Here is a 19,275-nt window from a genome sequence, read left to right on the forward strand (position 1 = left end):
CTTTTTTTATAGTTGCCCCTTTCTGTTGATTCATAGGAATATCAATTCTATCATACAAATGATTTCTTGTCAAAATCATGACCTCAGGACCCATCATAATATTACCCTTTAATTCTAGAGGTCCTCGAATAGAACATTTGTAACCAATTCCTACATTATTCCCAATTATTATATCTTTCCCCGTACCAAAATTAGCACCTTTCTCAATAACTATATTACTTCCGCAATCAAGGAAAATAAACTGAGCTAAAAACCTCCTAATAAATCTAGGAAATTTAATATATCGATTATTTGTAGCGGGTAAATGGACAACTATACAATAGTAAAGTCCTAATGCCACATATTTATAAATTTTTCTCATACACTTTATAACTTCAATGACTTTACATAATCAATTGTAACACCATTTCTATTGACATTTGCATCATATTGATTTCGCTTATTTTGGGAAAAAGAGCGTGATTTATTTGGAGAGTGTCCTAATGTCGCATTTCCTGGAGCCCACCAAATAAACCCACTAACAGAACTATTCAAATGTTTAAAATCACGAATATAATCTACTTTAGACTTAAATTCACTAATAGGAACAAGTTGCCCTCCATAATTTTTATTTGAAGGGTGAACAATTTCCCACACAAATGGGAGAACCTTCTTATTTAATCTTTTACCATAATCAAGCGCCACTTCTAGTTGATTTTTTAAAAAAAGTTTATTCACGTCAGCACCTTTTTCTTTGTCTAAAAAATCAAAATATAACGATGGACATATCACGTCAACTGTTCTTAAAATATTATCAAACTTTTTGTCTTCATTATAGGCTGCTGCCTTATTATAAAAGACCTTAAACGGCAATCCATAAATACCTACATTTAAATTAGGATATTTCGTTTTGATAAATTTAACCAAAGAGATAAACTCTTTTTCTGAATTTTTAAAACTAGCTGTCCCTTTTTTATTTTTCAAATTCCAAAAATCGTCCTTCTCCCAATCAATTACTAACAGTTTAGTATCCGATTTAATAATTTTACTTAAGTTCTTTGAAATATTGTCAAAATCAAGATTTCCCTTGCTATTTACTAAACTAGAATTTGTAATTATATCAACTCTTTTAAAGTTTTTTGACTTCAAAAAATCAATTGTTGCAACGTTATATCTTTGATTAAAAAAATAAATATCTTGATTATTTGATTGTGCCACAGCTCCATTTGCACAATATACAGCAAGAACTATTAAAATTACTTTAATGACTATATTTTTATCTTTTTCATAACTATACCAGTAATAGGTGTAAATTAATGTTGAATAATACCAGAAATATTGATTTGTATAAAATGATTTAGAAAACATTCCATATATAAGAAATTGGATAAATAAAAATACTATCCAAGATTGTTTGTCACGTAATTTAATTAAACCTAATCCTTTCTTCAAAATTGAAAATAGCCAAAAAAGAAAAAGCATCGTACCAAAAACTCCAGTAACAAGTAAGCTTTCCAAAATCAAATTATGGGGATAAAAGCCAATCATAGGTCCTTCCGTTACAAGAAAAGAATCACCAAAAATAGGTGAACGATTTATTTGAGTCAGCACTTGTTCATAAAGAATATCTCTACCTGAATATTTATTTTCTTGAATAGCCTGAACAAACCTAAATATTAGATTACTGTTTATTCCAGAAAGAAATGATAAAATTTCATCAGCAAATAAATAAATAGGTATAAATAAAACAAAAACAACTGACGAAATTCTTAATAAATTCTTATGACCATTATATATGAGAAAAGCCACAACTAATAATGAGAGAAGAGGACTTCTGCTTCCTGACAAAAACATTATAAATATTCCTAAAACAAGTCCTATTAAATATTTTTTTTGTTTTGTTAAATTGAATTTAAATAATGAAAGAATACTAAACGAAACGCCTAAGTGACCAAATGTTAAAGAGCCCATCGCATCATTCCCCTGTCCTCTCAATTCAACTTCACCACCAGATGTAGATGCAGAACCTAATCCCATAAAATTAACAATGAGAGAAAATATCAATATCATCCCCAATATAATATAAGCCCATTTAAAGACCAAATCTAGGTCAATTTTCCTTATTTGAAATATTGCGAATGAAGGTAACAAACAAATTCCAAAGAAATAAATAAGATACGTTGTCGGATTTGGAAACGAATTAGCATAAATCTTTAGCACAAATAAATCATAACACATTCTACAACTATACAACAGAATAAATAATAAAATTGGAATGCTTATAGATTTAGATTTTGGAAATGATTTTAAAGACGGTAAAATTATGAAAACAGACATTAAGAATACCGAAATATTTCCCACCCAAAGAAACAATTGTGCATTAACTTTAAGGAAGGCCGGTATAAAACCAATTAATTGAACACCGAAAAGTAAATATGCGACATAAAAGCTATTAAATTTAACTTCCTTACTTTGTTGTATTTCCATTTTCAGTTTTTATGATTTCTAATAAATGAACAACATTAGAATTAACAGAAAAATCTACTGCCTTCTTCCTGCTATTTTTACCCATTTCGTTTAATATTTCTCTATTTACTTTTGTTCTTTTAAATCCTTCAATATAACATTCTAATGACGGTTCAGTAATTATCCAACCGTTAATACCATCTTCAATCATCTCTAAGGGACCACCTAAACCATACGCTATTACTGGTTTTGATGAACCTAAGCCTTCTGCTACACTAATTCCAAAAGCCTCTGCCTCAATTCCTCCGTTAACTAATATATCTACGCTTGAATAAAATGCTTTTATATCCTCGATTTCACTCAAATAAAAGACTTTATTTCCAAAAAGATGCGCATTTTCACTTTTTATTTCATTCCAATATTCTTCATCTACTATCTTCCCTGCGATTAACAATACTCTATTATCATCAAACATATCACTTTCATGCAATGCATCAATAACGAACTTTTGCGCTTTTCCTGGATAAATTCTAGCCGCTACACCATAAACAATAGTTTCATCTGATATATTAAACATTTCACGATAGCTCCTTTTATCACCTTCTTTAGAGGTTTCTATCCTCATCAAATCCTGGATAAACTACATATTTACAAATATCACCAAGAGTAGATTGTGTATACTTACTATTCGCAAGGGGTATAACATTTAAGCTTGATAATAAAACATTATAAACTTTCTTTAAGAATTTAGATTTTATAACACCTGGAATATGCCAATAAACCTTACTCTTAAAATGCTTACCAATAAAGTAACTTAAAAAAGTATAATATTGTCTTCTATAAATAATTGCATCATAAGACTGGTCCCCAAATTTATTTATTATAAGATTTCTTGATGACAACCCTAATTTATAAACCCTAAAAATCTCTGTAATACTTCTAGCACTAAAAGAAGGTATCTCTGGTATAATAAAAAAATTTGCACCAAGATTAGCATAAATATCCTTATTAATTCCGTTTCCAACTATAACAAGGTCAACTTCGATTCCTAAACGCAGCAATTCCTTTATAAATTGTTTCTCACAATTAAAAACGCCACCACTATCAACACTATTAACAATTTTTAAAATCCTCATAATTTATTTTTTCAAATATTTATTAGCAATTATCTGGATATCTTTAAGTTGTTGTATATTAATTATTTTAGAAATAACAACATATATTGAAATACTCAATAGATAAGAAACACCAACAACTAATATATCATTATTTATTTTCGAGATGAAATGGAACAATATATATGAAGTAATGGACCAAACAACTATAAAGGTAAAAATGGGCATTACATCCTTAAAAAGTTGTAACAGAGTATAAGATATGGTTTTACCAACAAAATAGGAAATCATAATAAATGATAAAAACATTACAAAAGATTGTAAATAAACCATATAAAGTAAATCCGAATTAATTGCAATAAAAATTGCCACCACAAACAATACCCGTCTTGCTAAATTTAACCACAAAATTGCACCCGGCATATTTTTAATTCTTAATATATTTAAGTTAAATCGTTGCAAAGGATTAAATATTCCAGCAATCAATAATGCTTGAAAATATGGTACAATCGGCAACCATTTTTCAGTAAGCACTAATCTAAAAAGAGGAATAGCGACAATACTCGTAATAATCAAAAATGGACAAATAAAATATATGACTTGCAACAGAATTAATTTATATGTTTTCCTAATTTTTTCATCATCATTCTGAATCTCTGAAAACATTGGAAATGTAACCTTTTCTAAGGTACTGGACAATATCCTTCCTGGGAGCATTTGAAACAGTTTCTGCTCTGTTATAATAACTCAAAAATAAAACATTGTATGTCTTTCCAATTACCATATTATAAATATTATCAAAAACACCATTAACAACATTAGTTAGTGAAATTTTAAAACCGAAATTAAAATGATATTTAAATAACTTTTTCTTAAAAACAAAAGAAGGACGCCATTTAGACTGTAACCAAAATGAGATTGTAAAGATTAATGCTTGTGCGATGTTTAAAATAACCAAACTCCATATCCCATATCCAAAATTTGCAGTTATAACTCCTATAACCCCAGAAATTAATATAGAAGGCAATTGTATAAGTGCCAGTTTTTTAAAATCCATCTCTTTCGTTAAAATAGCCATCTGGGTAGCTGCAAATGATCTAATTAAAAAAGAAGAGGAAATAACTCTTATTAATATAGTTAAATCTGGCAAACTATAAAATGTAGCGACATAAGGAGCTATAAACCATATAGCTCCAAATATAATTACGCCAAAAAAAACATTAGTATAAAAAACAGTTGAATAATCGTCTTGGGTAGGATTTTTCATTCTTATTAATGAACTTCCCATGCCACCGTCCATCAAATACAATCCAATTGTAAGAAAGACTTGAATTATTGCCATTGTGCCAAATACTTCTGGAGAAAGAATTCTCGCAAGAATAATTTGGACAATGAAGTTAATTAATTGCATACCTATGGAGTTCAGAAAACTCCAAATAAAGCCATTAATTGATTTATTAAATAAACTCACCCGAAAATAACTTTAATTACTTACTCCACAGAAATCCAACACAATTTGGCGACCATTAAAAGTCAAATCTTTAAATTCATTATGAGCAACCAGAAACACCACAATATCCGCTTTTTCAATAGCAACTTTATAATCCGTCAATTTAAAAACTTTATGCTCATGAACGTTTGGTTCCACAATATACATATCTGCGTCACCTGAATCCTGTAAAACTCTTTCTGCAATATGAATTGCTGGAGATTCACGTAAATCATCAATATTTGGCTTAAACGCAAGACCCATTATCGCTATCGATGGCTGACGCCCATTTCTAATTTCAAATTCTAGACGCGCTGATTTAACCTTTTCTGCACACCAGAATGATTTATAATTATTTGTTTCGCGAGCTTGAGCAATCATACGAGATTCCATCGGGAAATCTGCTGTTAGAAAGTATGGATCTACTGCGATACAATGTCCTCCTACACCACAACCGGGTTGTAGAATATTCACACGGGGATGTTTATTTGCTAATCGGATTAAATCCCACACATTTATATCAGCTTTATCACAAATTAAAGATAACTCATTTGCAAAAGCGATTTGAGAATCACGAGAAGCATTTTCAGTTAATTTACACATCTCGGCAGTACGTGCATTAGTTGCATGTAACTCCCCTTTTACAAATTGACTGTAAAAGCTTAGTGCTTTCTGCGTAGAAGCCTCGTTAACACCACCTATAACTCGATCATTATGTACCAATTCATACATTACATTTCCAGGAAGCACACGCTCAGGACAGTAAGCCAGATAAATTTTACTTTCTAATTCTGGTCGTTTAGAAAAAATAATCGACATCATTTTTTCAGTTGTACCCACAGGAGAAGTTGATTCAATAATATACAAATCACCTTCTTTCAATAAAGGAATAATCCCTTCGGTTGCAGCCTGCACATAAGAAATGTCTGGTTGATGATCTCCCTTAAAGGGAGTAGGGACAACTATAAGATAAGTATCAGCACCTACAGCCTTAGTACTAGCTGTCAAAAACCCTTTCTGTACTGCTGACGCGACAGCCTTATCTAACTCTGGTTCTACAATATGTATCTTTCCGGCATTGATGGTATCAACAACATGTTGTGAAATATCAACACCAAGCACAGGAATTTCATTATTTGCAATCAAAGCAGAAGTGGGTAATCCTATATATCCCAATCCGATGGTAACTACTTTTGGATTCATATCTCTTATTTTCTATTTTTTATAAAATCAGCGATTCGTTGGCATGCTTTACCATCTCCATAAGGATTGTGCAAAGCTGTCATTGTGTTGTACCGTTCCGTGTCGTTTAACAAAGATTCACATTCTTTTACGATTAAGTTCTTATCTGTTCCCACTAAGATAACTGTACCTGCATCAACAGCTTCTGGTCTTTCAGTGGTATCACGCATTACCAGTACCGGTTTACCAAGACTTGGAGCTTCTTCTTGAACACCTCCTGAGTCAGTGATAATTAAATATGATTGGTTCATCAGCCAAACAAAGGCTGGGTAAGCTAAAGGATCGATTAAATGAACATTAGCTATACCAGATAATAATTCATAAACTGGTTTTTTAACATTTGGATTTAAGTGAACAGGATAAATAATCTGTACATCCTCATGATTTAATGCAATCTCTTTTAGTGCTTCACAAATATTAATAAAACCCTGGCCATGATTTTCACGTCTATGACCAGTCACTAAAACTAATTTTTTTGATGAATCAACAAGTTGCTTCAAAGTTTCAATCTCTGAATTATCCAAGTTCTTGACACGTTCTGAACTTTCTAATAATGCATCAATCACTGTATTTCCAGTGACTAAAATAGCATCCTTATTAATATTCTCATTCAATAAGTTTTGTTCAGAAGCGGTAGTCGGCGCAAAATGGAAATCTGCAATTCTTCCTGTCACTTGACGATTGATTTCTTCAGGAAAAGGAGAGCGTTTATTATGCGTACGAAGACCAGCTTCTACATGACAAACTTGTGCCCCAGAATAAAACGCAGCAATACCTGCAGCCATCGTAGTACTTGTATCACCATGAACATAGACATAATCCGGCTGATACTCTTCTAATATTGGCTTAAGACCTGTTATAATATCCGCAGTTAGAGAATACAGGTTTTGGTTAGGCTTCATCAGATCCATATCATAATCTGGAGTAATATCAAAAAACTCCAACACTTGATCCAACATTTCACGATGCTGTGCTGTTACACAAACTTTTGTGTCCAATTCTGGATGCTTTTGAAATTCTTTAACTAAAGGAGCCATCTTAATGGCCTCAGGCCTAGTTCCAAAAACAATAAGATTTTTTTTCATTATAATTTTTAAATAAGTTATAATCTACCGTCTACAAGCTCTCTGTCCAAACAAGCTTTAATATCAAATACAACCGATTGATCTTTCTTTAAAATCGATAAATCCATCGATAAAAACTCATTATGTGATACGGCAAGAATTAAAGAGTCATATTTAACTTCTGGGTTTAAAGATGACAGAATATCCACGCCATATTCATGTTTTACTTCACCTGCATTAGCCCAAGGATCATAAATATCCACTTCTACACCATAATCTTTCAATGCTCTATAAACATCTACAACTTTAGTATTTCTAACATCTGGACAATTCTCCTTAAATGTAACACCTAAAATCAAAGAATTGGCAGAGCTTACTTTAATATCCTTTTTGATCATTAATTTCACGACTTTAGAAGCGATAAACTCAGCAACTGAATCATTCACACGACGCCCAGATAAGATAACGTTAGGATGATAACCTAACTGTACAGCTTTATGAGCCAAGTAATATGGATCGACAGAAATACAATGCCCACCAACTAAGCCAGGTTTATATTTTAAAAAATTAAATTTTGTCCCTGCAGCGTCTAATACATCGTTTGTGTCAATACCCATGCGGTCAAATATCAATGCTAATTCATTAACGAAAGAAATATTAACATCACGTTGCGCATTTTCTATTGCTTTTGATGCTTCTGCTACCTTAATATTTGGAGCCTTGTGTGTACCAGCTTTAACAATAGTTTTATACAATTGATCAACTTCTTCTGCAATTTCCGGAGTAGAGCCAGATGTCACTTTCTTAATCGTTGTCAGCGTGTTTACCTTATCACCCGGAACTATACGTTCTGGAGAGTAACCAACATAAAAATCTTCATTAAATTTCAATCCTGAAATTTTCTCTAAAACAGGTACACAGTCTTCCTCGGTACAACCAGGAAACACAGTAGATTCATAAATAACAATATCACCTTTTGAAATCACTTTACCCAACATTTCTGTTGCTTTAATTAGCGGAGTCAAATCAGGTGCGTTATACCGATCAATAGGAGTTGGAACAGTTACAATAAATATTTGTACATCTTCTAAATCTTGTAAATTACAAGATGCCATATATCCCTTTTGAAATGTAGTGCTCTTTGCAGCTGATAAACCAGTATTCAATTTGTCCAAATCGGCTTCTAAAGTTCTATCCTTACCTTGATTCAACTCTTCAACACGTTCTTTACTAATGTCAAAACCTATAACTGGAAAGTGTTGTGAAAACTCTATAGCTAAGGGTAATCCTACATAACCTTGTCCAATAATTGCTATTTTTTTCATGTAATTGATAATTTCTAATATTTATTATTGTTTAATATTCCTTTTACTTCAACTTTTATTTTGAATATAGCCTTACCAAAGGCAAGTCCGGTCCAACCACTTGAAAATGTAATTGAATAGTTTTTTTTAATTTATCTCCGGCCTTTGCCGCTAGCAGCAATAAATATGCCTGATTTAAATTAACCCCTAAAATCAATACTTCTATTTCATCAGAATCTAATCCCCTCCCATAATCACCGATTAGACTAACGGAATGTATATCACCCGCTTGTCCCAAAACATGATCAACAAGGTCATCAATACCTAAGAATGTGTGAATCAATTGTTGTAAAGGTTTAAATAGGGAGTGGGAAGTATTGGCTTTATAGAGTATTTTGTTCTTTTCTGTCCGCTTTTCTAAATAGCCGGCCTCGGACAATTGATTCAATTCTTTGCGAATGGAGTTCGTCGATTCTTGAAATTCTTCTGCAAGACCACGTAAATGCCCCTGATTACTTGCTGATACAAAAAATTTGATCAGTAGCTTCAGTCTTGTCTTGGACGTGATGAGCGAATCTAGCATTAGATTGATTAGTTTATGAGCAACAAAAGTACTCATCAACTAAGATATATACAAGTATTTTTAAAACAAATCAGGAATGATTGAGAGAATTAGAGTAGAATTAACATATCCTTAACAATCTGACAAAATCAGTATTCATCGTCTATTGACAAAATAATCAAGAGAGAAGGTATAGTTATCAAGTGGAGCATGTGATACTGGGTAATCGGAATAGACCAATAATTCACTTCCTTCTTCCAGGGCACGAATAGTAGTGGCATATCCGGCTGCAATATGTAGTACATGCAGATCTGTGGAATCAACAATACGATTCTCAACATTCAACCCACGGGATGGAGACGCCCAATCATCTATTTTTACAATGTCGATGGAAAAAGCCCCTGATATAGCATAGAGCCAGCGTTGCTCGATGCGATGCCCCCTCCAACCGCGAACAAAAGATGTATCGATATTTTTTATGATATAGAACCGCTTGATATCGGTCATATCAAAATCATTGACAAAACGAATCTGGCCACGCTCATCTTGAGCAACACCTCCTTGAATATCTTTAACCATTTTAAAAATTCAAATACAATTTCACATCTATCTAAATGTAATTAAAAACAAGCAATATTAACTCATTCTCAATTATATGTTTTCTTTTACGATTCTTAGAGCGTAGTTCTTTACAATATAGTCCTTTACCAACAAATAAACAACACTTAGCACCACTAAAACACCGATTGAAAATAACCATTGGACCTCAGCATCATATTGCGCCATATGAACAACCAAAAAACCTAGAATAATTTGAAGTATCGCATAAATACCTGAAATCAAAAGCCTATTGCAACCGACCTCATTAGCAAGATATTGATACAGATGAGTACGATGTCCTTCCAAGATATTTTCTCTTAAATATAAACGACGCACTATGGACCAAACAGAATCAACACCATAAATTGCCAGAAATAAGATATAAATAAAATCGCCAGTCTTTAAAATTAATGCGCCTAAAGCAAATAGCAAAATATAGGCAATACCGACTGAGCCAACGTCGCCTGCAAAACATTTTGCCTGATTGCGAAAATTAAAAAATGAGAAAACAAGCAATCCCAATAAGGTATAAATCAAGAAATCTTGTTCTATAAAGTGTACGCTATTATTGACATAAAGTAACAAGCCACATACTACAAAGCTATAAAGAGCCGTTATACCATTGATACCATCCATAAAATTGTAGGCATTGATAACTCCAACAATTATAACGAAGGTGATCAAGAGGTAATACCAAGGCATGGTGAACACCCCCAATTGATAGGCCATCAAGAGTACTGAGGTAAAATGCACGCCAAGTCTTAACCGAGTTGACAATTCCATGACATCATCCAAAAATGATATAAACGCCATGAGGGTCAAACCGATGAAAAACCAAGGATGAGCACCAGACTGGACAAAAAATATAAGCAAAGCAATATAAAAAATAATCCCTCCGCCCCGTAGTGTTATAATACTATGTGAAGAACGTTCATTGGGTTTATCAATTATATTGAATCTATCTGCAATCTTGAAGTAGAAAAGTTCAACTATAAATAATAATATAACAGTAAAGATATACGGCATGAATCTAGTTAATATATAAAGGTGCAAATATATCAATATTTGTCTTATTTATTTACTTAACGTTAAATCTATTTAAAACGCTACAGGAAGGTCAATATTTTCTCAATAAAGTGAATTTTTGGCGTTTTTTCCCTAAAATTTCTAAATAAAATAGGGAAAAATTGTAATATTTAAAATATGATAATAGAAATAATTTTTTATATAATTGCCAAAACAAGTTAAAAAGTTACAATAATACACGAGCACTCTTTTATGAACGTATGTTTTAATTACAGTTTGATACTTACCATTATTAAAATGTGTCCCTAAAAGTTCTTATTGTCTTCTCCATTCCCTCCCTAGCAGTCAAAGGCAACTTATCAATACCAAGATCATTTTTAATGGCCTGGTTGGATACCAAAAGATTACTCGTCATCTTCTTTAAACGTTTTGTATTCAATGGAATCGGAATAAAATCTCCAACCTTAGCCAATCCTATAACTACAAACTTCGGAAGAGAAAGGTTAATCGTATTTTTACCCGTTACCTTTTTAATGATTTCAATAATATCTTTAGTCGCCATAGATTCATCGTCAGAAATATGATATATACCCGTTCTAAGCTTATCTTGATTGATAATAATCTGTTCTATAAAATAACAGAAATTGTCAATGGATATAAATGATCTATCATTATCAAATTCAGCTAAAGGATAAGGAATTCCCCTTGAGATAAATTTATACAACATCCCTAAATTACCTTTATCGCCTGGCCCATGGACCATAGGTGGTCGGAGAATAATCATTTTCTTGTCTGCGGGGAGCTGTTGGCTCATGAGCCATTCTTCAGCCGCACGTTTCGATTTCCCATACCATGATACTGGATGACATTCATCACCTTCGGACAAAGCTTTATCAGATTCAAATTCTTCAACTGCTGCTAAGGAGCTGATGTGAATAAGTAATTTAGCTCTTGAAGAAAGAAAACTATTGAAGACTTCTTTCGCAAGTTGAACATTTACATAGTAATACCCTTCTTCCGTCGCAATACCTAGATGGTCGTGCGCTTTTCCGACAAGATTTATCAAAACTTCTTTATCTTTAACTAGCTTATTCCAATCTTTATATCTCAAGCTAATACCAAAATATTGATTGGATAAATTCAATAAATATTTACCAATAAAACCACTCGCTCCAAATATTGCGACTTCACACATTATGATTTTAATTTAGAAATGATAGAATTATTAATCAATTTTCTTTTTTTATCAAAAAACCACCCCCATTTATTAAAGTAATAAATGGCTGATTGAATCCCTATTTTCGTTAGTCGCCATGATTTATGAGATCCTTTTTCAAAGTGATGATAGATATGTACTTTAGGATAAAATACCGTACGATACCCTCCATCAATCAATCTACGGCATAAATCTGTTTCTTCACCATACATAAAAATCCCTTCATCAAAAAGGCCAACCTTCTTAAGCGCAGAAATTCGCAAATACATAAAACATCCAGATAAATACGGTACATCCATAATTTTATTATAGCCCGTAAACCGAAGCTCAAACAAATCATTTCTTTTCGCTACCATACCTTTAAAAGGATTAAACCTTCGACCTATCCAATCGTATGGAGTGGGTAAAAGTTTACAAAGATGTTGAATATCATTATTTGGGTACAATACCTTTGGCATAAGATTGCCAATTTCAGGATTAGCATCCATATAATGAGTCAGTTCTTCTAAAACGCCTTGTTCGTAATATACATCTGGATTTAAAACCAAGTGATAGTCGACATTGTCTTGCATTGCCATTTTAATAGCAATATTATGAGCTGCTCCAAATCCAGGATTTGAGGGATTGAAGACATATTCAACTTGATCATCGTTAATTATATCTGATAAATCGTTGGTAGGCGAGTTATCAATAAGATACAATTTAGAATAAAAGAAGAGGAAAGAAAGCTCTTAATAGCCTCGAGTAAAACACCTCTATCATTTTTATAAAGAACTATAGAAGCCGAAATTTTCACTTTGTTGGATTCATGTCTTTTCATAATTTGACATTTTACTTTGATAATTTAAAAAACCCTCTTAATCGTGCCTTTATCGCATAAAAAAATTTAACTCTTTTATTTGTCGCAATATTTAACACAAATCGAAAAACTTGAAGACCCACTGAGCATATAAATATAATAAAGATGGGAATATTAACATTTTTCCTCATTGTAGCTCCATAACCATAAGAATATTCATACACTTTTTTTTCACTCATGGTACTTACATTTAACTCGGGATGCCAAACTTCGGTATGCGGTGAATATACAACGCTGTAATTTTGTTTTATAGCGCGAATAACATAGTCAAGTTTCTTCACCTAATCCAATTTCTGCCCCTACGCCAAAATTCTCATCAAATTTCATCTTTAAACGTGTAAAACAGCTGATTGCGGAGTAATTAAAAGTATAATTAAACAGATTTAATCTAACCTCTTTTGTTGACCAATTGAGCATAATATTTTTATTTGCGGATCGGTCAAAAATACGCCCGTAAAGGACATCAACGGAAGGATTTTTGTTTAAAAAATCAAGTGCACTTGAAATTGTATTAGGGTAAAACGTACAATCATCATCTGGAAAAGTCAAAATTTGTGCTTTAGCCAACTCTATTCCTTTGTTTTTAGCCTTTGATAAACCTTTAACAGTAGATTTAAAATGAACTAGGTTTAGTTTGTTCTGATATGAAGCAATTAAAGGGGATAAATTAATCATATCGTTTTGATCAACAACAATAACCTCAAAGAAATCGATATCACAATCCTGCTTACTTAAACTATCTAATAATATATCAAGTTCTTCGCATCTACCATATGTAGATACAATGACACTAATTTTTAATTTCATCTCTCTTTTTTTTAATATCATATTCAAAAGCCTGCAAAGTTAAAAGATAAACTTTAAGAACAACAATTGTAAGCAAACTTGTATAAAATTGCGTAAATATCATCACCCAGTCAAAAAAGTATATAAGGTTATAAAAAACGCTTAATAGCACAATAACAATCATAGGATACTTTCTAAAAAAAAGAATTAGGTAATAAAAACTTAAAACATATATAATTACAAAAATAATTGAAAAATATTTGTATTTCATATATAAATAAACCGGTAGAGTCAGATTTACCGACATATAATTTTCAATAACAAAGTTCTGTTCGTACCCTAAAAAAAAGAAACGATAATAATTATTGGGCATCACATCAAATTCAAAAATTTGACCAGGTAAAATTGAATCGATACATAATTTTAATTGATGTAACACACTAAACTTTTCATAAAAAACCTCTAATGCCAGGTTATTATCATAATAATAAATAGGTAACATTGAAGTTTCTAAAGTAGACATACGTCCAACAATCTGGTCTAAGATAAATTCAAGCGTGAATATTCCCTCGACCTCTCGTAAGCTCGTTGCAAAAACAAACAAAACCGGAGCTAACAGAATTCCAAATTTCAGGAAAACAAACAGTCTCTGTTTATACTGGTCAAAAATTGCAAATGAAAACCCTATAAAAAAAACAAAGAACATACTGATAATACCACTTCTGCTTCCTGACAAAGTCACAGATAATACATAAAATAAAACCGCTAAAATAATATTTGATTTTTTCTCTTGCACAAAAAGCATGACTAACAAAAGCGTAAATGGATTAAAGAAAATCGATATATAATTGGATAGCGTACCATTGGTTTCTCCGTTAACTGCAGCTGCAAATCCACCCGTTGTATAAATTATAGCAAGCTTAAGCAAAATAGAAAAGTAAAATAAAACCGTAACAGGTCTACCACTTATATGGGGTTTTATTACATCATCTTGCTTTGGTAGACACCACAATATAATAATTGAAATAACAAATGGAGTAACGATCAGATAAAACCCTTTGACTAAAGATGGTAGATCTATAAACTCTGAATACACTGGCCTAAATCCATTAAACAGATAATAACACCCTGGTAAAAATACATGGAGTATTAAAAAATAAAGTAAAATGGCTATAATCGAATTTTTCATTCTTAAAATATATGATGAAACCGTGTAAATGCTACTGCCTGCAAAAGTTATCTAAATATTCTGGATATCCAACTTTGCAGCGAATAACCAGTATTTCTAGGAATAAAGGGTTTTTCTACAAAACTTATGATCTCACTTGATAATGCATCTGAAACAATAAACACCTGATCTTCATTAAAAATTTCTTCATCTTTAATATAAGTATTATTTGTCAACAGTTTCTTACCACACTCAATGGTTTCAATTGTCCGCTGTGACATGCCTGTTTGTGTTTTACTTCCCATATCAAAAATTATTTTAGACGCCCAGAATAATTTCAGATATTCTGATCGGCACAGGGGAGAAAACTTTATAAAGCTAAGGTCAATATAGTTTCCTTTAATGAGTTCTTTAAAATAAGTTGTAAATGGCATAATTAAAATAGCTTTAAGTTTCAAACGATTTTTAGACGCAAAATCATTCAAAGTGCTTAAAATCTGAAGCCTTTCCGGTAAATAGGAAGCTAAAAATAGAATATCATACTGTATTGCACATTTGCTTCCTGTATAGATATCTTCCAAGTAAAAATTTGGTAAGTACTCCAACTGAGGATACTTTTTTAAATCAACAGGATCAAAGGAAAACACCTTATCAAATTTTGCAAGTAAATGGGAGAATGGATTATTTCGTTCAGAATCCCATTGATGCATAATCATGACTGCTTTTGGATATTTCTTTCTGAATAAATCTAAAAATTCTACTGGCATCTTATATCCTTTAATAACAAACAGATAATCAAATTCTACTTGATCCAGCTCTTTCAACATGTTCACATAGTGTTTGGACTGATAATCATCAAGTCGATTGTGCGCAAAATTGTTAACAATTGTAAAGCAAATAGAATAATCTCTTTCCGCTCTAAAGTATACCTCAGCGCCATATTGTTCCAATTGATTTTTTATAAGAGTATGATAATTATAAAAAATTGGAGCTATAAAAAGAATTCTTTTATTTGCTAAATTAAGTTCCATGCTATCTGAATTTTAAATTTTAATCTTTTTTATCACATTTATGACCTGTTGTCGCAAGCGTTCTGAAAAGAAATACTGAATAATAAAAGATATTAAAATTATTGTTCCTATTGCTATTAAAGTAATAAATAGATCCGTCTTTGATTTGTCTACCGGATGCAAAAATTTATTAAGGCAGTATGTCGAAAAGAAAATAAAACAGACAGGTACAATAAGGGGTTTAAAAATTAATTTTATAGATGTAACAAAACGTATTTTTATATAATTTAACATAAAATAATAGTATGCAATCCCTGAAAGCAAAAATGCGATCATTTTAAAAAATGCAAATGATACTAAACCCAAATACTCATATGAAAAGAATATTCCGACCCAAAAAATAAATGGCAATAAGGTGTTTATAAAATACATCCGATTGAGCTGTTCTGTAGCCATTAACAAAATACCTGTAGGATAGGCTATAAATGCTAACAAATTGCACAAGATCAGAAACTTTGCACTGTAGACCGAAGTTAAATAGTCGGCACCAACCCAAGACAATACCAGTGGTGACGCTAATAAATAGACGGTCAAAAGGGGTAGAAACTATTAAGGGAGCAAAGATGACAACGACCTGAAGATAGAAGGACCGTAGACCTTCTAGATCATGCTTTCCAATAAAATGATTAAACCTAGCATTAAACGGCGAAAACAGTATGCCCAAGATACTTCTAATGAAGCTGAGTAAGGTAAGACCGATTGCATAAATAGCAACCTGCTTAGCTCCAAAAATTTTACCGATAACAACCGAGTCAAGTTCGTAATATATAATCCAGGCTATAGTCATAAAAAGACTCGTGAATGCCAAATTTTTAGATTTCTTATATATTACTGGATTGAATTTGAATGATTTAAATATGGAAATAAAATCATAATCAAACTGCTTCTTTACAATGAAAGCAGTCGTAAACAGAGCAAGCAAATTAATTATTTGGGTAAAGAAAAAATAACCCACAACATTATATTCACCTCCTTTAAAAAACCAAAATACCGAAACAATCTTGATTAAACTCGCAACTGTATTTGTGCGCTGCATGATAAAATCGACGAGCCTTATTCCACAAATCATCTGTAAAACACGCTGTAACAAAGTTAAAGGTGTGGACAATGCCAAAATAATAAACAAACTAGACGCTATATCACGGCTTTCTCCTTCTTTTAAACCGCTAATTAATAGCTCAGGTTTAAGACTAAGCAAAAGAAAACTTATAATGAAAAGTAGCAAAAATAAAAACAAGATAAATCCAGAGAATCCAATAACTTTTCTCTCCTCGCTGAGGTTACCTTGTGAATAATACTCGGCGGCATACTTCTGTCCAGCATTTATAAAACCTAAATCTGCATAAGCTAAAAAAATAGATGCTGAAATGCATATAGTGTATACTCCGTACAAATCTGGATTAGAAGTTAAGTACGGAATGACGATAAACATGGAAAAGAAATTCAGTACTAATGAAACTCCCTGCCAAAAATATATCTTGATATAATTTTTCGTGTAGGAATCTTCCATTATAAATTTGACAAGGTTTCTATAAATATTTCACTTGTTTTTCTATGTTCACTTTCCGCTGAAGTCAAATAATTATATCGATAGGCCAGATATACAACAGAATCAACTTCCTTTAATGTTACCGCTTCTTCTTTGTACTGGTTTACATTAATCAACTGGCTATTCAATTGCTCAGAAAAATACGCTATAGAATAACTATAATCAGGCATTCTATTCTTTATAGAGTCGCAGTCCACTGTTATAATAGGTTTGTTGTTGAGCACTGCGTAACTTTGAGATGTAGAATTATGGGCCAGCACAAATGCGGAATTTTTGGCCAGCTCACCTGTATGGCCCCAAATTATCTCTCTTCCGTTATAAGGATTCATCTGCTTATACATTTTAGCTTTGGGATGCGGAGCAATGACTACCGAAAGTTGAAATTTGTGCTCGATATAATCAAAAAAATCATTAAGAGAAGCATAATAATCCTCGGGTTCCACAGTTTGCATACCCAAAAGTTTTACATCTGGATGATAAGGAAGATACTCATCTAAAAACAAACAGTACTGATAATCTAATAGTCTCTCATTAAATAAACAGTCTAAATAACTGTCGTAATCATGTGAATTAATTTCAATGATTTTAGAATACTTTTTTTCAATATCAGATCCTGATCCGACTGTTACATATCCGTACTTGCCTGCACTAAAAACGACATCATATGCCTTAATAAATCCTATTTTTTTCAAAAATCCCGCATACCTATTTTTTATAAAATTAAGGAGGACCGGCATATTCATGCCCTTAATAATTTTGGCTTTCAAAGTAATCTGACGGTTTGAAATAGGTAACGCACCTCTCGCAAAAAAAGACATATTACACTGAAACTTTGTTAAAAGACGAAATAATCTTATAACCCGATATTCATAAGTTATATTTAACAAAAATAAGCATTCTTCCACTTGACAGTCAGCCAACTTAGCTGACAAATCGTGAAAGTCTATTATTTTTACGATATATTCATCGTGTAAGGTATCTTCAAGAACATTTGGGAAATAAATAGAACTTAGATCCCAGTATGCTACCTCATAATTACTGTCCAGCAATTCTGAAAAATAAAAATCCTTCTTCACCTTTTCTGTTAAAGGCTGGTAACCAACAAAAACTACTTTTTTAATCATTGAAAATGTAAAACTTTAACAAATAATTCAAACAACGCATAACAACATGATATCACAAATTAAAAGAATTGAATAATCATACTTTTAACAGTAGTCAACTTGCCATAAAAAGATTCATTGCCTAATATGATGGCCCTCGCGCAAAAAAATTCTATACGATTTTCTTCAGTACCTTTGCAGGATTTCCAACAGCGACAACTTGTTTTGGGATTGATTTAGTGACGATAGAAACCTGCCCCCACAACCGCATTTTCTCCAATGGTAACACCCGGTAAAATAATCGTATTTGCACCGATCCAACACCCTTTTTCTAAGACAACCTGTTGATCGGGATAGTAACCTTGATCAATGATTGAAATATTAGGATTGTCAAATTTATGGTTGTTGACATAAATATGCACACCACTTCCGATCATCACGTCGTCTTCAATTATTATGGAAAGATCCATGGGAACAACAGTCTCTGCAAAAAGCATCGTATTGGGCCTAATAATCACCCTCGCTCCAATGGAGATCTGCGAACATCCAACGGCATACGCTCCCGAACGAAACTGGGCTGTATCAGAAAAACACCTAAATTTTCGCTTACACAATTTTTTCATCGTCGTTGCAAAATGTAACTTCCAGTGAGTGAAAGGAATATCCGGACCTATTCT

Annotated in this window: 19 protein-coding genes; all 19 read right to left on the bottom strand. The window is 32.1% G+C overall.

What is annotated here, in order from left to right:
• Positions 1-366 precede the first annotated feature (366 nt).
• On the bottom strand, positions 367-2,466 hold the full coding sequence (locus tag ACFX5U_RS20870; RefSeq protein WP_400262003.1) for an O-antigen ligase family protein: 2,100 nt from the start codon (positions 2,464-2,466) through the stop codon (positions 367-369).
• Positions 2,447-3,070, bottom strand: coding sequence for a glycosyltransferase family 4 protein (locus ACFX5U_RS20875; RefSeq protein ID WP_400262004.1), 624 nt, complete (start codon positions 3,068-3,070; stop codon positions 2,447-2,449). Before ACFX5U_RS20875 ends, ACFX5U_RS20870 begins: the two co-directional genes overlap by 20 nt.
• Positions 3,051-3,581 (bottom strand): hypothetical protein, encoded by a 531-nt coding sequence (locus ACFX5U_RS20880; RefSeq protein WP_400262005.1) that lies wholly within the window; start codon positions 3,579-3,581, stop codon positions 3,051-3,053. The genes ACFX5U_RS20875 and ACFX5U_RS20880 overlap by 20 nt, the downstream gene beginning before the upstream one ends.
• A gap of 3 nt (positions 3,582-3,584) precedes the next feature.
• Positions 3,585-4,226 (bottom strand): oligosaccharide flippase family protein, encoded by a 642-nt coding sequence (locus tag ACFX5U_RS20885; protein ID WP_400262006.1) that lies wholly within the window; start codon positions 4,224-4,226, stop codon positions 3,585-3,587.
• Entirely contained in the window at positions 4,204-5,031 is an 828-nt protein-coding gene (locus ACFX5U_RS20890) for an oligosaccharide flippase family protein (protein ID WP_400262007.1), read from the bottom strand. The genes ACFX5U_RS20885 and ACFX5U_RS20890 overlap by 23 nt, the downstream gene beginning before the upstream one ends.
• Positions 5,032-5,043: 12 nt before the next feature.
• Positions 5,044-6,252, bottom strand: a complete 1,209-nt coding sequence (gene wecC, locus ACFX5U_RS20895; protein ID WP_400262008.1) for a UDP-N-acetyl-D-mannosamine dehydrogenase — start codon at positions 6,250-6,252, stop codon at positions 5,044-5,046.
• A 5-nt stretch (positions 6,253-6,257) separates the two neighbouring features.
• Positions 6,258-7,376, bottom strand: coding sequence for a non-hydrolyzing UDP-N-acetylglucosamine 2-epimerase (wecB, locus tag ACFX5U_RS20900; protein ID WP_400262009.1), 1,119 nt, complete (start codon positions 7,374-7,376; stop codon positions 6,258-6,260).
• A gap of 17 nt (positions 7,377-7,393) precedes the next feature.
• Positions 7,394-8,680 (bottom strand): nucleotide sugar dehydrogenase, encoded by a 1,287-nt coding sequence (locus tag ACFX5U_RS20905; RefSeq protein ID WP_400262010.1) that lies wholly within the window; start codon positions 8,678-8,680, stop codon positions 7,394-7,396.
• Between the two features lie 55 nt (positions 8,681-8,735).
• Positions 8,736-9,278, bottom strand: a complete 543-nt coding sequence (locus ACFX5U_RS20910) for an ArsR family transcriptional regulator (RefSeq protein ID WP_400262011.1) — start codon at positions 9,276-9,278, stop codon at positions 8,736-8,738.
• Between the two features lie 99 nt (positions 9,279-9,377).
• The gene (locus ACFX5U_RS20915; protein WP_400262012.1) at positions 9,378-9,800 is read right to left on the bottom strand and encodes a WxcM-like domain-containing protein; all 423 of its coding nucleotides are present in this window, start codon (positions 9,798-9,800) and stop codon (positions 9,378-9,380) included.
• Positions 9,801-9,872: 72 nt separating this feature from the next.
• The gene (locus ACFX5U_RS20920; protein ID WP_400262013.1) at positions 9,873-10,847 is read right to left on the bottom strand and encodes a glycosyltransferase family 4 protein; all 975 of its coding nucleotides are present in this window, start codon (positions 10,845-10,847) and stop codon (positions 9,873-9,875) included.
• A gap of 292 nt (positions 10,848-11,139) precedes the next feature.
• Positions 11,140-12,042, bottom strand: coding sequence for an NAD-dependent epimerase/dehydratase family protein (locus ACFX5U_RS20925; protein WP_400262014.1), 903 nt, complete (start codon positions 12,040-12,042; stop codon positions 11,140-11,142).
• The gene (locus tag ACFX5U_RS20930) at positions 12,042-12,764 is read right to left on the bottom strand and encodes a glycosyltransferase family 2 protein (RefSeq protein ID WP_400262015.1); all 723 of its coding nucleotides are present in this window, start codon (positions 12,762-12,764) and stop codon (positions 12,042-12,044) included. The genes ACFX5U_RS20925 and ACFX5U_RS20930 overlap by 1 nt, the downstream gene beginning before the upstream one ends.
• Before the next feature lie 425 nt (positions 12,765-13,189).
• Positions 13,190-13,729 (bottom strand): glycosyltransferase family A protein, encoded by a 540-nt coding sequence (locus ACFX5U_RS20935; protein ID WP_400262016.1) that lies wholly within the window; start codon positions 13,727-13,729, stop codon positions 13,190-13,192.
• Positions 13,713-14,897, bottom strand: a complete 1,185-nt coding sequence (locus tag ACFX5U_RS20940; RefSeq protein ID WP_400262017.1) for a hypothetical protein — start codon at positions 14,895-14,897, stop codon at positions 13,713-13,715. The genes ACFX5U_RS20935 and ACFX5U_RS20940 overlap by 17 nt, the downstream gene beginning before the upstream one ends.
• Positions 14,898-14,944: 47 nt before the next feature.
• The gene (locus ACFX5U_RS20945; RefSeq protein ID WP_400262018.1) at positions 14,945-15,703 is read right to left on the bottom strand and encodes a hypothetical protein; all 759 of its coding nucleotides are present in this window, start codon (positions 15,701-15,703) and stop codon (positions 14,945-14,947) included.
• A 553-nt stretch (positions 15,704-16,256) separates the two neighbouring features.
• Positions 16,257-17,456 carry a hypothetical protein gene (locus ACFX5U_RS20950; protein ID WP_400262019.1) on the bottom strand — a complete coding sequence of 400 codons (1,200 nt, stop codon included), beginning with the start codon at positions 17,454-17,456 and terminating at the stop codon, positions 16,257-16,259.
• Positions 17,456-18,619, bottom strand: a complete 1,164-nt coding sequence (locus ACFX5U_RS20955; protein ID WP_400262020.1) for a hypothetical protein — start codon at positions 18,617-18,619, stop codon at positions 17,456-17,458. Before ACFX5U_RS20955 ends, ACFX5U_RS20950 begins: the two co-directional genes overlap by 1 nt.
• Positions 18,620-18,834: 215 nt before the next feature.
• Positions 18,835-19,221 carry an acyltransferase gene (locus tag ACFX5U_RS20960; protein WP_400262021.1) on the bottom strand — a complete coding sequence of 129 codons (387 nt, stop codon included), beginning with the start codon at positions 19,219-19,221 and terminating at the stop codon, positions 18,835-18,837.
• Between the last annotated feature and the right edge of the window lie 54 nt (positions 19,222-19,275).

It is taken from the genome of Sphingobacterium sp. SG20118 (genome assembly GCF_044740685.1).
GTDB lineage: Bacteria > Bacteroidota > Bacteroidia > Sphingobacteriales > Sphingobacteriaceae > Sphingobacterium.

Excerpts from the sequence above, each read along its gene's own strand:
- ACFX5U_RS20915 (WP_400262012.1), bottom strand. The coding sequence starts at position 9,800 with ATGGTTAAAGATATTCAAGGAGGTGTTGCTCAAGATGAGCGTGGCCAG.
- ACFX5U_RS20870 (WP_400262003.1), bottom strand. The coding sequence starts at position 2,466 with ATGGAAATACAACAAAGTAAGGAAGTTAAATTTAATAGCTTTTATGTC.
- ACFX5U_RS20940 (WP_400262017.1), bottom strand. The coding sequence starts at position 14,897 with ATGAAAAATTCGATTATAGCCATTTTACTTTATTTTTTAATACTCCAT.
- ACFX5U_RS20935 (WP_400262016.1), bottom strand. The coding sequence starts at position 13,729 with ATGAAATTAAAAATTAGTGTCATTGTATCTACATATGGTAGATGCGAA.
- ACFX5U_RS20910 (WP_400262011.1), bottom strand. The coding sequence starts at position 9,278 with ATGAGTACTTTTGTTGCTCATAAACTAATCAATCTAATGCTAGATTCG.
- ACFX5U_RS20885 (WP_400262006.1), bottom strand. The coding sequence starts at position 4,226 with ATGTTTTCAGAGATTCAGAATGATGATGAAAAAATTAGGAAAACATAT.
- ACFX5U_RS20960 (WP_400262021.1), bottom strand. The coding sequence starts at position 19,221 with ATGAAAAAATTGTGTAAGCGAAAATTTAGGTGTTTTTCTGATACAGCC.
- ACFX5U_RS20880 (WP_400262005.1), bottom strand. The coding sequence starts at position 3,581 with ATGAGGATTTTAAAAATTGTTAATAGTGTTGATAGTGGTGGCGTTTTT.
- ACFX5U_RS20955 (WP_400262020.1), bottom strand. The coding sequence starts at position 18,619 with ATGATTAAAAAAGTAGTTTTTGTTGGTTACCAGCCTTTAACAGAAAAG.
- wecB (WP_400262009.1), bottom strand. The coding sequence starts at position 7,376 with ATGAAAAAAAATCTTATTGTTTTTGGAACTAGGCCTGAGGCCATTAAG.
- ACFX5U_RS20905 (WP_400262010.1), bottom strand. The coding sequence starts at position 8,680 with ATGAAAAAAATAGCAATTATTGGACAAGGTTATGTAGGATTACCCTTA.
- ACFX5U_RS20950 (WP_400262019.1), bottom strand. The coding sequence starts at position 17,456 with ATGGAAGATTCCTACACGAAAAATTATATCAAGATATATTTTTGGCAG.
- ACFX5U_RS20875 (WP_400262004.1), bottom strand. The coding sequence starts at position 3,070 with ATGAGGATAGAAACCTCTAAAGAAGGTGATAAAAGGAGCTATCGTGAA.
- ACFX5U_RS20945 (WP_400262018.1), bottom strand. The coding sequence starts at position 15,703 with ATGTTGAAAGAGCTGGATCAAGTAGAATTTGATTATCTGTTTGTTATT.
- ACFX5U_RS20920 (WP_400262013.1), bottom strand. The coding sequence starts at position 10,847 with ATGCCGTATATCTTTACTGTTATATTATTATTTATAGTTGAACTTTTC.
- ACFX5U_RS20925 (WP_400262014.1), bottom strand. The coding sequence starts at position 12,042 with ATGTGTGAAGTCGCAATATTTGGAGCGAGTGGTTTTATTGGTAAATAT.
- wecC (WP_400262008.1), bottom strand. The coding sequence starts at position 6,252 with ATGAATCCAAAAGTAGTTACCATCGGATTGGGATATATAGGATTACCC.